This window comes from Sphingobium sp. RSMS (assembly GCF_005406185.4).
Classification (GTDB): domain Bacteria; phylum Pseudomonadota; class Alphaproteobacteria; order Sphingomonadales; family Sphingomonadaceae; genus Sphingobium; species Sphingobium fuliginis.
The window spans coordinates 3563608-3577541 of the sequence record NZ_CM191257.1 but is presented as its reverse complement, the minus strand read 5'-3'; the positions used below and the strand labels follow the sequence as shown (position 1 = coordinate 3577541).

7 protein-coding genes are annotated in these 13934 nt (G+C 62.6%); 3 read left to right on the top strand and 4 right to left on the bottom strand.

Annotated features, from left to right (window positions below; translation table 11 throughout):
* Nucleotides 1-279 precede the first annotated feature (279 nt).
* Genes EGM87_RS17415 through zorA form a run of 4 tightly spaced genes read right to left on the bottom strand, consistent with a single transcriptional unit; the run spans nt 280 to nt 7869 of the window.
* Nucleotides 280-3519, bottom strand: coding sequence for a DEAD/DEAH box helicase (locus tag EGM87_RS17415; RefSeq protein WP_503345418.1), 3240 nt, complete (start codon nt 3517-3519; stop codon nt 280-282).
* The gene (locus EGM87_RS17410; protein ID WP_171009994.1) at nt 3501-5162 is read right to left on the bottom strand and encodes an EH signature domain-containing protein; all 1662 of its coding nucleotides are present in this window, start codon (nt 5160-5162) and stop codon (nt 3501-3503) included. Before EGM87_RS17410 ends, EGM87_RS17415 begins: the two co-directional genes overlap by 19 nt.
* Nucleotides 5163-5170: 8 nt before the next feature.
* Entirely contained in the window at nt 5171-5881 is a 711-nt protein-coding gene (locus EGM87_RS17405; RefSeq protein WP_044661486.1) for an OmpA/MotB family protein, read from the bottom strand.
* 5 nt (nt 5882-5886) lie between these two features.
* Nucleotides 5887-7869 (bottom strand): anti-phage ZorAB system protein ZorA, encoded by a 1983-nt coding sequence (zorA, locus tag EGM87_RS17400; protein ID WP_137709455.1) that lies wholly within the window; start codon nt 7867-7869, stop codon nt 5887-5889.
* A gap of 188 nt (nt 7870-8057) precedes the next feature.
* Between zorA and EGM87_RS17395 the strand changes: the two genes are divergently transcribed.
* From EGM87_RS17395 to EGM87_RS17385, 3 genes are read left to right on the top strand one after another with little or no spacing between them, the layout of a single operon-like run.
* On the top strand, nt 8058-10442 hold the full coding sequence (locus EGM87_RS17395; RefSeq protein WP_137709456.1) for a tellurite resistance TerB family protein: 2385 nt from the start codon (nt 8058-8060) through the stop codon (nt 10440-10442).
* On the top strand, nt 10439-11722 hold the full coding sequence (locus EGM87_RS17390; RefSeq protein WP_044661485.1) for an ATP-binding protein: 1284 nt from the start codon (nt 10439-10441) through the stop codon (nt 11720-11722). The genes EGM87_RS17395 and EGM87_RS17390 overlap by 4 nt, the downstream gene beginning before the upstream one ends.
* The gene (locus tag EGM87_RS17385) at nt 11703-13919 is read left to right on the top strand and encodes a DEAD/DEAH box helicase (protein WP_137709457.1); all 2217 of its coding nucleotides are present in this window, start codon (nt 11703-11705) and stop codon (nt 13917-13919) included. The genes EGM87_RS17390 and EGM87_RS17385 overlap by 20 nt, the downstream gene beginning before the upstream one ends.
* The last annotated feature ends 15 nt before the right edge of the window (nt 13920-13934 follow it).

Below are 13934 nucleotides of genomic sequence, written 5' to 3'. Positions count from 1 at the left end.
GAACAGGCGGAACGCATTCGCCGGAATTCAGCGACTTGATGGATAATATGGCGGAGAGGGAGGAAACCAAACATTCGCTTCAAGGTACTCATTTCATTTGATTATTTTATTCATCTTTATATTGCATGCCCCCTTGAATGCCCCCACTTTCGTATCGCACAGCGGGAATTCCTGAAGCGCCTCGGTGGCAAGCCTCCGATACTCCTCACATCCGCCACCTTACTGCGTAACACGGTCCTCCAGCTGTTCGCTGTCCGACAATGCGCCGACCCAATGCGATCAGGGATCGACCGGCCTTAGCTCGTCTACGTCGAAATCGCGTAGACCGATCTCGCCGCTGCCGTTCAGCATGTCGCTCGCCAAGGAGCGCTTCCGCTCAAGAAGCTCGTCCAGCTTAACGTCAAACGTCTTGAAGTCGCCAGCAGACACGGTCGGATAGTAGACGAACACGTCCTTCGTCTGTCCGATGCGGTAGGCGCGGTCGGTTGCCTGGTCCTCCTTCGCGGGATTCCAGGTCCGGGTGAAATGGATCACGTGGTTAGCCGCCTGCATGTTCACCCCAAACCCGACGGCCACGGGCGATAGGACGATCACGCCGAAGCCAGGCTGTTCCTGGAAGGCCCTAATCCTCTTCTGCCGGCTATCGATGCTGCTCGCCACGGCGGTCGTATCGCCGTTGATGATGTCGACGGGAACATCAAAGGCCTCGCGCACATAGTGTCGAATCAAGCGCTGGATCGCCTTGAACTCGCAGAAGACGATGGCCTTCTCTCCGCGATCGCGGATTACCTCAAGTACTTCTATTAGCCAATCCAGCTTCGGTGACCGTGCTCGGTAGCTCTCAACCGGATCATATGCGCTACCCGCGCTTTCATCCGGATCGGAACAAAGGAGCCTGAGCTTGTGGAGAAGTGCAAGGTGGCTCCCCGGTGCCGCCCCCGATCGCCGGAAGGTGTCGATGGCTCCGACGTAGAGGCCGCGTTGGAAAGGGCTCATATCCAAACTGCGGCTTTCCTCGTCCACGACCTTCGCCTTCAGGCCGGTCGCGACATCTGCTTTCATCCGGCGGAGCAACTGAGGCGTGATGATACCCCGAAGCTGCTCCACCTTCACCCGATCATCGTCGCTCTTCGCCTCGATCGGTCGGCGGTAGGTCGACCCGAACTCGTTGAGCGCGCCGAGCAAACCGGGCTGCACGAAGTCGAACAGGCACCACAGATCGACTAGGCTGTTTTCGACGGGCGTCCCGGTGCAGGCGATACGGAACTTCGCCTGCTGCTTCTTGGCAGCCCGGGTCATCGCCGCGTTGGGGTTCTTGATCTTCTGCGCCTCGTCGCAGACCATGACCGACCACTTCTCGCGCGCGAACGAGAACTCCAGGTCGCGCAGCGTCTCATAGGTCGTAAGGACGAGGTCGGCATCACCCCGCCAGTCCGGCCGGAGGAAGCGCACCAGACCCTCCCGGCGAAGCTGCTCGTCGACCGAGGACCGATCGACGCGGAGACCAGCGAGGCCCTCGCCGTAAGCCATGAGGATCTTCAGCGTTCCAGACTCGAGGAACTTCTCTGCCTCCTCCTTCCAGTTCTCCAAGAGAGAAAGCGGCGCAACCACCAGCGCTGGCGGCGTACCGGGATCCTCTTCCCTTGCCCTCGCGACGAGGCTCAGGATCTGAAGCGTCTTCCCAAGTCCCATGTCGTCCGCCAGCAGTGCGCCCCGACACTTATCCGGGGCCAGTGCGAGAAGGTGTTGCATCCATCCAAGACCTTCAAGCTGGTGGTGCTTCAGCGCGACGCCGGGACGAAGACTGGAAGGAAGGCGGGCGGGAGCCGGCTTTTCGGCTAGCGCCGCGAGCCGCTCCTCCTGGTAGTCGACCTGTCCGATATTGCTCTTGAGGATCAACGTAGGCTTTTTGCCGCGACGGACAGGAGACTCTGGCTTGAAGGTGCCCTTTGCCGCCTGATCCTGCACCTGTCCGAACGTAGAAACTATCGCCTCCGCCTCGCGGACGGGTATGGGAGTGGGGCACCCGGTCAAGGATACGGAAGTGGCTCCGTTCGCCTTGGCCATCTCCAACCCCTTGCGGAGTTCGGCCGATAGCTTGTCGGTCAGCGGCAGAACGCACGGCTGTTCGGTGTTCGGATCAGTCCATCCGATCATCGGAACTAGATTCTCGGGGAACCAGCCCTCACCATCGTCGCGCTTGGCAATGTGCGGTGAGTAGAAGGACTTTTCTTGGCCGATTCCCTCGACGCGCTCCGAATAGCCGGAGAGGTCGTAAATCTGGCCGTGCGTGATGACCCCATCCTCGCGATGGCCGAGCGCCCGGCGAAGCGCTTCGCAGTGTAGCCTGCTATCGCCGTCAAGCTCGAACTCGTATTCGTCCCAAGCAAACAGCTGGAGGCCACGATCAAGGTTCCGCTCTACGCCCTCGATGAACTCGAGTACGTCGGCTTCCTCGAGCATGATCTCGCGCGTCTCAATAGCGTCGCCTGACCCGCTCGTGATGAGCAGCCCCAAAGCAGCTTCTCCATGGGTTTCAGGTGTCACCGCGGCGAACCGTTCAAAAACGATGCCCGCCTGCTGCTTTGCCTCCTCGAACTGGTCCTCGTCGACGACAGCTGCCGCGTCCGGTCCGAGCGCCGCAATGGGATTGAGGAGGAACGCCTGCGCCCGCTCGCCAGCCACGCGCCGACCGGGCATGCGTTTGACCTCCCGCAGCACGGTGCCGACCTCCGGCGAGATCATGACCTGGATGATCCCGTGCGGCGTTGGTAGGTCGTATCTGTCACGCACCTGACCCGACTTATCAAACGCCTCGAGCCAGTCGGCGGGTGCCCCCTCGAACCACGGTTCGATCTCCACGAGGCCAAGTCCTTCCGAGCGACGGAGCGCCATCTGCAGTCGGTCCGGAGTGAGAACCACGGTTCGATAGAGGAAGTCGTCGAGCGAGGCGCCAGCGGCTACTGCCAACTGACGAATCTCTCCCCACGCCCGGCGCTGGTCAGCTTCGTTCCGTTCCCCTTCCGGACGGCGCGCAAACCGCCGGATTCGCTCGATAAGGTTCCAGACGCCTGGAGCGACGAGCTGAACGCCACCGTCGGCTTCGAGGGCACCGCCCTTGAGCCTGGCGCCGGACATTGGTCGACGGTCGGTATCGAACCATCCGTCTATTGCGACCGAGAAGTCTCTATCGGTCAGAGACTTTCGGCTGACAATCTTCGGGACCGCAGCAGTGGATGATGGAAGATCGAGTATCGCCAGCTCGTCCGCAGCCTCCGCGTCCTCCAACAGCACGAAGAGCTGGGACCAATTCAAGCGGTGACCATCCTCCACCCGCTCGGCCAGCCCCTCATCCGCCAATTGGTCGAGAAGCGCCGTCGCTGCCTTCGATTTGGGGGTCGGCTCGCCACCGCTCGGCAGGAGAATGCCACCATCCTCAACGACGGGCGATCGCGTGGCCACCTGGCGCACTTCCGTCTTGGCCGCCTTCCTACCCCAGATCATGAGCGCAGATACCAAGCCCCGCGACGCTCCGCCCAAGCGAAGTTCCTACGGGTGAGTTCGTTCGTCGCAGGACCGAAGCGCGGCGCGTAGGCCCATAGCGAACCTCCCTTATCTCGCGAATCCGCTGTCTTGATCCCATGCTTGGCGAAGAACGCGAACAGTTCGGAGTCGGCGCTCGCGGGTCGCGGGGCCGGTGAGGGGTTGGAGGATATGGTGATAGGGGGCGGCGGCGCTGATGGGCGCGCGCCGTAGGACGGCGTCGTATGACTAACCTGGGAGCCACTTCGTGCGGCTGACAGGGAGGCGATGAGCCGATCGGCCTTACGCTCCCACCGTTCGCCCACGCCGTCCTTGTGGATGATACGCGCGACGTTGCTCGGGTGCTTGAGCGCGGTCTTGTTTCCCGCCACCTGCAGCTTCGAGAGATCGAACGGCAGCTTGGCAGCATCGAAGGCGAACATAGCGTTGCCCTCCTCTCCGAACTCCACGTAGACGTGGCCGGCGATGCGCATGATGAAGGCATTGTTGCTGGAAACGCCTCCGTTTGTAAGGTTGAGCATGCGGCCCTTCATCATCTGCCGCAGGGTCTTGAAGCTCGGACGCGGATCGCGATAGGCGGCGTCGCCAAGCGCGAAATGCATGTCGCTGATCTGATCAACGTGGCGTTTCCAGAAGTTGATGCGACGCTGGTCGTTGATGCCATCGGCCGAGAGGAGGTTGAAGAAGTCCTCGATCAGCCGGAGTTTGTGCCACGAGGAAACCATCCGTCGCGTGTCCGGACGGACAAGTGTCCAAAGTGTGTCGTTACGCTCGAGCCACGGATTGCCCCATCGACCGACGGAGGTCTCACACAGCGCCGGATCGACCTCGATCGAGGAACATTCGGAGTAGCGATCTAGAACACGGGACAGGCCGTGATCCGCGAGCACATCATGCTCCACGATCAAACCGATGACGCGCGGGAGAACATCACGGAACTTCCGGTCATCGAACCTTACCGCTGCCTCGATCTGCGCCTCGAATATACGCTGGCCGATCCACGAAGTGTCACCCGCGGAGAGATCGCGACGAAGAACTTCGAGGGGATTCCCCTCCCCGGTGAGAAGCTCGGCTCCGTAGCGCGTGCATGGATCCTCAGTCAGCAGGTTAGCATGGTCGTCGATCGCGGCGAGCCAGTCCGGTGCCTGCCCGGAGCGTTCGAGCTGTGGAAGATTGTCGTTCAGATATTCCCGCAGGACCCGCCAGTTCCGATCACCGGCACCACGAGCATTTCCGGGATCGTAGTTCACGTAGCCATCGAGCAGGCCCCGCCAGCACCGCCTGTATGGCCGGGGCATCGATCGGAAGGCATCAATCTCACTCAGCAGCGGATCGAACCGTTCACCGTCCTCTATTAGCGCTGGCTGGCCTACAGACCTGAGGCGCGTTCCCCAGCTCACCAAGCGTGCCGACCGAACATCATGGAGCCTGCCGGTCTCGCGAAACCTCAGTATCTCCGTCTGGATCCGGTCGTTCGAAGCGCCCGCACCCGCGCCTGCCCCGCTGAGCATGGCCTGAAGTGACTGCACATGCCCTTTCAAGATTCGGAGGTCGGGCTCCGGCATGTCGCGGAACGCCGCAGCGCCAACGTCGGCCAGCCGCTGCTGCAGCTTCGTCATTCTCGGGCTCAGAGGGCGCATGTACCGAATTCGCCTTCAAACGCGTCGACAGGTGCAGCCGCCGGTTCATCAACGCCGAAGAATTCCAGGCGCAGCTCAATGCGTCGACTTGCGTCGAGCGACGCCTTCGCGGAATTTGAGGAGTAGCCGCCGACGAGGAAGAGCCGCCGTATCTCCTCTAGCTCGCGTCGATCCATGGGCCGTTCGCCCGCCTGCGGCCGCGCCATCAGCGCGCACAGAACGCGCTGGCTACGCTGGAGGCTGAGGTTCAGGTTGTAGAGATAGCTCCCCCTCCGGTCAGTAAAGCCCTCGACCACAATCCGCTTCAGCCATCGCTGCCCGCCCTTGTCCCGCGCTATCGCGAGCACCTCCGGGACAAACGACCGCAGCAATCGCTCCTGTTCGGGACTGAGGGCATTGCTCGCCGAATCGAAGCGGGCACGATCTCCGAAGTCGATGACGGCACGGTTGTGATCGACGCGGATGCCCTGCTTCTTTGCAGCCTTGTCGATGCGGTCGAGGAGCTTAACAATCTCCGCCTGCCTCTCGGCCTCAAGCTGCTCGCGCTCCGAAATCGTGCGCGTCACGGCAAGGAGCGCCACGCTCATGACGAGCAGGAAGAGCACCATCAGGGCAGTCATAAGGTCGGCGAACGAGATCCAGAAGGGTTTCTCGCCCTCCTCGCGACCACGATGCCCCATAGTAACGCGCTGGAACATTCAGATCACGCCGCCTGCCGACCGGTGGAAGGAAGGGAAGCCTCGAGCTCTTGGATCGCTTCCTTGAGCATTCCGGTGGCACGAGACAGCTGTGTGTGGAACTCCCGATTCGCCTCGACAACGACGCCGCGCATACCTTCCGAGAACTTCTCGTGCGACTGGCCGATGACTTCGGCGACTTCGTCGAGGAAACCGTCCGCCTCGGTTTGCGCAGCCACCAGCTTCTGCGTTGCGCCCTCAATTCGATTGAGGACATCTGCAGTGAGGCTGGCCTCACGTGATGCATTCTCAATGGTAGCGCGGAGATCCTGGACCATGGTGGCAACCGCGTCGCGGGCTGATCGGTAATCGGAGACGACAGAGTCGAGGCCCCTAGCCGCCCCGGCAACGCTGCCTGCGGCCTCCGAAAGGCCAGTGGTGACATTCGCGATGCGGTCGAACCCGCCAACGACCTCGCGCCCTGAATTCTCGAGCTTGTTAGCGGCAGCCAGCAGGGAGTCCGCCCCCCCGTTGAGACGAACGAACGCATCCCGCGTCGCACTTTGGACGCCCGCGGTCATCTCGCGGATCGCCGCCACGAGACCATCGACGTTGGAGGAGATCGCATCCACGGATTGCCGCATCTGCCCGACGTGGCCAGCCGCCGCCTCAGCACGCCTGCCGTCTTCCTCGGCCTGAAGCCTGGAGCGTTCAGCCGCCTGTCTCTCAATGGCGGAGATCGCCTGCGCCATCCCCTCACCAAGCGCAGTCAACATGTCCTGGACGCGGGTCTGGGTCGCCTCCTGCATCTCGCCCGTCGATGAGCGGATCTCTTCGATCACAGTGCGGAGCTCCTCCGACATCGCGGCCTGCTTGGCCTCGACCGCCTGAACAACCTCGAGAAGCTTGGTCGACATCGCGTCAGAAGCTCGCGTCCCGGCAGCCTCGACGTTGTCGGTCAGGTCCTGCAATTTCAAGACCGCAGTCTGCATCGCGTCAATCGTGCGCTGCTGCATGTCGCCGATGCCGGAGAGCTGCGTGCCGAACATGTTCTCCAAGCGGTCGCTGAAGCTCGCGAGCACGTCGGTCAGCAGCTTCGTCACGGCGGACGACTGATCCTGGCTGACTTGGCCCACCGCGCCGGCGATCTGGTCGAGCGGTCCCTTGAGTGCGTCGGTCAGCGCACCTGCGATAGTCGTGCCGAGTTCGTTGGAGCGCTGCACCGTCGCGTTGATCTGCCGATCGGCAAGGTCGGTGAGTATCTCCCGCAGATCTGCGACGAGCGCATCCTTCAGGATCTTGGTCTGACTGGCGGCGTCCTCCGAAGAAGTCACGAGGCGAGCTAGATACTCCTCGCCTGCACCGGCCTCATAGGTCGCGTCGATCTCGTGAGCGAGCTGCGTTACCTTGCGGTAGAGGCTGTTGAGCCGGAATTTCTCCAGTCCGGTCGTGAGCATCGCAAGGATGATTGCGAAGGCCGAAACGACGAACGCCTCGCTCACGCCATGCAGCAACGCGGTCAGACTGTTCCGGACTACACCGGAATCGTCCGAGATCTGGAAGGAGCTCAAGCCCGTCAGAAGGCCGGTGAATGTCCCGATGATGCCGATGCCGGTGAAAATGCCGGGCAGATGCTTGAAGAACTCGGCATGGACGCGATTGTCCACCACAGCGTGTGGCGAGAGAAACATCTCAGCCGGAACCGTCGAGCGGACAGCCCTCTCGACCATCTCGCCCGTCTGGGTGTCGAGATCCTTCTGAACGTGGAGCGTCTCGCGATACTCGTTGAAGATGGCGGCGATCGCACGGTCGGGTTCGAAGCACTTCGAGAGGTCGCGAAGCCCGTTCGCCCGCGCTGCCTCCACGTTGTCGATGATCTGCTTTAGGCTTGCATCCAGCCGCTTCGCGGGAATGAAGAAGTAGCGGACGAACGCGTATGCAAGGCTAACGAGAACCGCAAAAACAAGCACCGGTATGACCGGAATCCCCAACAACACCATTTCGTCCATTCCCCCTGTCGTCGAGTTCCTCCGCGAATCCCACGCACGGGCCGATCGACGCTTCACGCTGCTACATCCGCATTTATTATTCTACGGCTAACATCAACTGATTCAGATCACTTTGCCATTTTTGAGGAAGAGTAAGGCTCTGGCAATCCGAATAACTTTGGGACAGTATCCCCAAGTCGGGGGGAAGAATGATGGCCCAGTCAGAAGGTTGGCTCTCTAGAGTCGCTCGTCGATTCGGCGAGATAATGTCTGGCGCCCCGGCGACAGGCACTGACGGACAGCCCGAACTCGGTCGCGATGCGGAGACAACCGCAGCGACAGCGTCCTCGCCATCCCCGCCGTCGGACCTCGACAGGGCTCCGCCGGGCGTCAGCCTGAGCGCCAATGGCCGATACCTTTATGGCGGATACTCATTCTCGACCATCGAGCAGGCGTCGGACTATGCCACGCGGATGTCCAAGTCGGGGGTCGCCGCGCCGCGGCCTCGCCCCTCCGCGCCCGCCTCTCCGACATCGAGGGGTCCGCGGGCTCCAGCCTGCTGGGTTAACCACCCGACTGTGGTTCAGGTGGGAGCGCGAACCGTCACTCTCGATATGGTCTACTATGGCACTCCTGCCCGGCATGACCCGGCGCGTGACAAAAGCCGGATCGATCCCACGCTTCCCATCAATCCTCAGGGCGATCCCTCCGGCGACACCCTGACATACTGGCCGAGCTACGATCGCCTCGATCCGCGGGCACGCTGGACCTATCTGGACTGGCTGGAGAATGGCCGGACGGATCCTAACATCCCGATCGGCTACGTGTTCGTGTTCTTCTACGGCCTCGAGCAGCGCTTGCTGGTCGAAGACGCCAAGGATGAGGCTTCAGCGATCTTCGCGGAACTCCGGCGCCTTCTAGCGATCCATGGAGAGAACTATTCCTTCACGGCCTACGCGTCGAAGCTGCTCGCCCTTTCCTGCCTATACGGCGATAGCACCGATGAACCCGTAACATCCGCTCCGCCGCACAACTACGAGATGGAGCTGCCGCTCAATGTCCGAGTGCGGCTTGGCAGCCGAATCGAGCAAAACCAGCCCTTCGATGCCGACGACTGTCTTCTATGGGTGCTATCGCTTCCAGACGTCTACCTCCGGACGCCGGGGCAGCGGTGCTTCGAAGAGCTGCTCGGCCTCTGGCGCGTCCGCTTCGCCGTCCGCAATCCAGAAGGATTACGGGTCCGACGGCCGAAGTCGAAGATCCGCTCCCGATATCAGGCGGCAAGCAACACGTTCTTCCGTTCGATCGAAATGGATCTTCCTGACATTTCTGGGACGCAGGCCCCGCTCAATAGCCTTCGCACGATCCTCGACGGCTGCATGGAAGATCTATCAGCCTACAGCCGACTGCTGGGCCGAGACCCAAATGTTCGCGGAACGCTGCGCGGCGACCTCCTGCTACCACTGGAGCTCCGCCGGGGACGGGCCTCCTTCGCCGATTGCCGGAACGCGCTCGATCAATCGACAGTTGGCGGCTTGGCAACGGTCGGCGACGTGGCACGCGCCCTCGATCTGGAGCTAGGGCCGGGCACCGAGAAGCTGCCTGCAGTTCTCGTTCGGCAGATGGGCCTCGCGCTCGACGCGCTGGATCTCGGGTTCGAGCCCGATCGCCGCTACGGTCCGGCCGCTGCGCTCCGGGCCGATGGACGCATCGCCCTGTTCCCGGCAAGCCTTGGTGGGGCCGTCGATCCCGAACGCTCGGTCTACGCGGCTGCCCGCGGCATGGTTGAAGTCGCAATGCTGGCCGCAGTGTCGGACGGGACTGTCGCCTCCTCAGAGATGGACGCCATCGAACGCCGTCTGCGCTCGACACCCGAGCTCAAGGAAGAGGAGATCATCCGGCTGCTCGCGTGCGGAAACGCTCTTGCTGCGGATCCGCCAAAGGTCCGTGCAGCCCTGAAGAAGCTGACGGACATCGCTCCTGAGAGCAGGGCGGCGCTCGCGGCCTCCGCGGTCGAGGCAGTGCTAGCAGATGGCCGGGTCCTGCCCGACGAGGTTAGGTTCCTCGAGGCGCTCCACGCGGCGCTCGGGCTACCCGCGAGTGCGCTCTATTCCGCCCTGCATCGCAGCGGTGAGGATGCCGGTCCGGTGGAGGTTCTGCCAGCCACTCACGAGCGCATGGTGCCGCTGCCTGACGAGCCAAAGCGGGCGGGCGTTGCCATCGACGCCGCCAGGCTTGAGAGGATCCGCGGCGAAACGACGCAGGTGTCCGCGATGCTCGCGGCAATCTTTGTCGAGGAGGAGCCCGAACCAGCCCCCGCCCCTCCGCCTAAGGCAAGCGTCGCCGCATCGGCTTTCGCTGGCCTCGACGCCCCCCATTCTAATCTTCTTATTCGCCTTCTGGCCGGCCCGATGGCTCGGACCGATTTCGATGCACTCGCGGCTGAGCTGCGCCTGATGCCAGACGGCGCCATCGAGACATTGAACGAATGGGGCTTCGACAATTTGGGCGAGCCGATCGTGGAGGACGACGACGACGTGCGCGTCTCCTCCGAAGTGACTGACCAACTTGAACCAATGGGAGTTGCCGCTTGAGCACAATCCGACGCAAGGACCGGGATCTCATCATTCAGGCCCTTTCCGCCGGCGTCGTTCCACGGGTGGGCCTCCAGCATATCCAGGTCGGACGCTCTCAGGAGGTCGGCGCGCTCGTCCGCGACATCGACCGGATCGCGGACGCCGGATCGGCCGTTCGCTTCGTCATCGGCGAGTATGGAGCAGGCAAGACCTTCTTCCTGAATCTCGTGCGTCTCATCGCCCTCGAACGGAAATGCGTCACGGTCCACGCCGATCTCGCTCCCGACCGTAGGCTTCACGCGACTGGGGGACAGGCCCGCGGCCTCTATGCGGAGGCTGTCCGGAACATGGCGACACGCACGAAGCCGGAAGGCGGCGCTCTTCCTAGCATTGTCGAGCGATTCGTAACGGAGTGCGTTCGGGAGGCTGAAGACGGTGGAGCTCCTGTCGAGCGAATCATCGACCGGCGCCTCGCTCCCCTGCTGGAGATGCTAGGCGGTCACGACTTCTGCACGGTGCTCAAGACATACTGGCGCGCCCACGAGGATGGTGACGACGGCCTCAAGGCGGCGGCGCTGCGCTGGCTCAGGGCCGAATATCCCACCAAGACGGAGGCGCGGCAGGCCCTCCCCGTTCGCAGCATAATCGACGACGCGGACGTCTATGACACATTCAAGCTTCTCTCAGCCTTCGTTCGCATCGCGGGCTATTCAGGACTTCTCGTGGTCTTCGACGAGATGGTCAACCTCTACAAGCTGCAGAGCTCCCAAGCGCGCAACCAGAACTACGAGCAGCTTCTCAGGACGCTCAACGACGTGCTGCAGGGCAATGTCGAGGGGCTCGGCTTCGTTTTCGGAGGAACGCCGGAGTTCCTACTCGACAGTCGGCGTGGCCTCTACAGCTACAAGGCGCTCCAATCGCGGTTGGAAGAGAACAGCTTCGCCACAGAGGGGCGGATCGATCTCAGCGGACCAGTGATACGGCTCCAGAGCCTGTCGCCCGAGGATCTCCTCGTGCTGCTAGGAAATATCAGGTCGGTCTTCGCACTCGGAGACCCATCGGCCTTCCTCGTGCCTGACGAGGCGAAGACCGCCTTCATGGAGCATTGCAATAAGCGGATCGGCGAGGCCTATTTCCGCACACCCCGCAACACCATCAAGGCCTTCGTCCAGTTTCTGTCCGTTTTGGAGCAGAACCCTGACACGCAGTGGCACGATCTGATCGCAGCTGTCTCGCCGGACAGGGAGGAGCCAGAAGAGCCAGAGGCGGACGAAGAGCTTGTCGACCTTCGCATCTGACGCCCCGTCCTATGATCGGCTTCATCCTGAAATCCGCCGCTGGGTGCGCGATGAGGGATGGACCGGCCTGCGTGAGATACAGGACACGGCGATCCGCTCGATCCTGGGATCCAGCAGCGACGTAATCATCATGGCCGGCACAGCCTCGGGCAAGACCGAGGCAGCGTTCCTGCCGCTGCTCACCGAGGCAGCGGAGATGACAGGTGGTGGCCTTCGCCTCCTATACGTCAGTCCGCTCAAGGCGCTGATCAACGACCAGTTCAGGCGTCTCGAACCTCTGTGCGAACGCCTTGGTCTACCAATCACCCGTTGGCATGGCGACGCGCCTCAAGGCCCTAAGACGAGACTGCTCAAGGCGCCAGCGGGCGTCGCGCTGATCACCCCTGAATCGATCGAGGCCCTCCTGCTGCGCCGCCCCGCCGATGCCACTAAGCTGTTCAGAGGCGTGCATGGGATCGTCGTGGACGAGCTTCACGCATTCCTCCAAGGCCCGCGCGGGCTGCACTTGGCCTCTCTTCTCCGTCGCGTCGACAGGATCGCGTCCGGACGCCCGCGACGGGTCGGCCTCTCCGCCACGCTAGGCGATGCCGACGCGGCCTGCCGCTGGATGAACGCGGTCAGCCCACATAGCGTCGAGGTGCTGCGCGCGCCGCAGAGCGGACCGGGCGTCAGGCTGCAGATCCGCGGTTACGAGGAGCCCCCCGAGGGTGCAGGGATCGACGAGATCGCCGAGAACGGGGCACACGATGCGCTCAGCCAAATCGCAGACCATATCTTCTCGAACCTGCGTGGGTCGAACAACCTCGCCTTCGCTGCCTCTCGGCGGACGGTCGAGGCTCTTGCGGACCGCCTCCGCGAGCGATCGGAGCGAGACAACGTGCCGGAGGAATTCTTCCCGCATCACGGCAGCCTCTCCAAGGAACTCCGCGAGACTCTGGAGACGCGACTCAAGGCTGGCGACCAGCCCACCACCGCGGTCGCGACGACAACGCTCGAGCTCGGCATCGATCTGGGCAGCGTCCAGTCGGTCGCCCAAGTGGGTGCGCCCAGATCGCTTTCCGGTCTGAAGCAGCGCCTCGGTCGGAGCGGCCGTCGCGGTAGCCCGGCGGTGCTTCGCATCTATGTCCGCGAAGACCATCTCGATCCGGATTCCGATCCGCTGGACAAGCTACGCCTCGAAACGGTGAGGGCCGTCGCCTGCGTCCGACTTCTGCAGGAGAATTGGGTCGAGCCCTCTACAGAAGACCCTTCGCTTGCCACGGTGGCTCTGCATCAGACCCTCTCGCTGATAGCATCCGAGGGCGGCGTCCGCGCGGCTGGGGCGCACAAGCTCCTATTCGGTCGGGACAGCTACCTAGCCTTCGCGCCGTCCGACTACGCCGATTTGCTCCGCGGGGCTGGTCCTCAGGGTTTCGAACTTCTCGAACAATCGCCAGATGGCATCCTCATGCTCGGTCGTACGGGGGAGGAACTGGTCCAGGCGCGCGACTTCTATGCCGTCTTCAAGACGGACGAGGAATGGCGCCTTGTCTCGAGCGGCCGTACCCTCGGGACCGTTCCGCTCACCAATGTCCTCGGGATAGGATCACTCGTAGGCTTCGCAGGCCGTAGATGGCGCGTAGAGGCGGTCGATGACCGCGCCAAGGTGCTCGAAGTTGTTCCCCATCGATCGGGGAAGCTGCCCCGCTTCGATCGACCCGCGAACGAGCAACTGCACGACCGCGTCACCGCCACGATGCTGGAGGTGCTGTCCGACCACGAGGTCCCCGCATATCTCGATGCGGCCGGAAAGGAGTTCCTCCTGCAGGGGCGCACCGCGTTCCGCGAACTCGGCCTCCATCGACGCGCACTCATCCCCGCGGCGCGAGACACCCACGTCATCACCTGGCGTGGCACGGCTATAAATTCGGTGCTGTCGATCGTCCTCATGAGCGCTGGCCTAGAGGTTGCGGTCCACGACGTGGGCGTGACTGCGTTCGATGTGACACCGAAGCAACTCGCTGCCATTCTCCAGCAGGCGGGCGATTGCCCGCCGATGGAAGATCTCTCGGACTTTGTCCTTGGGCTGAGAACCGCGAAACTCGACGATTTTGTAGAGGAGAATGTGCTTCGACGCCTTTGGGCTGCCCGGAATGAAAAGCATCGAGACACTGTGAGCTCAATCCTAGCCGAATTGCGGACCGCGGTGACATTTTAACCGGATGCTTGAGCG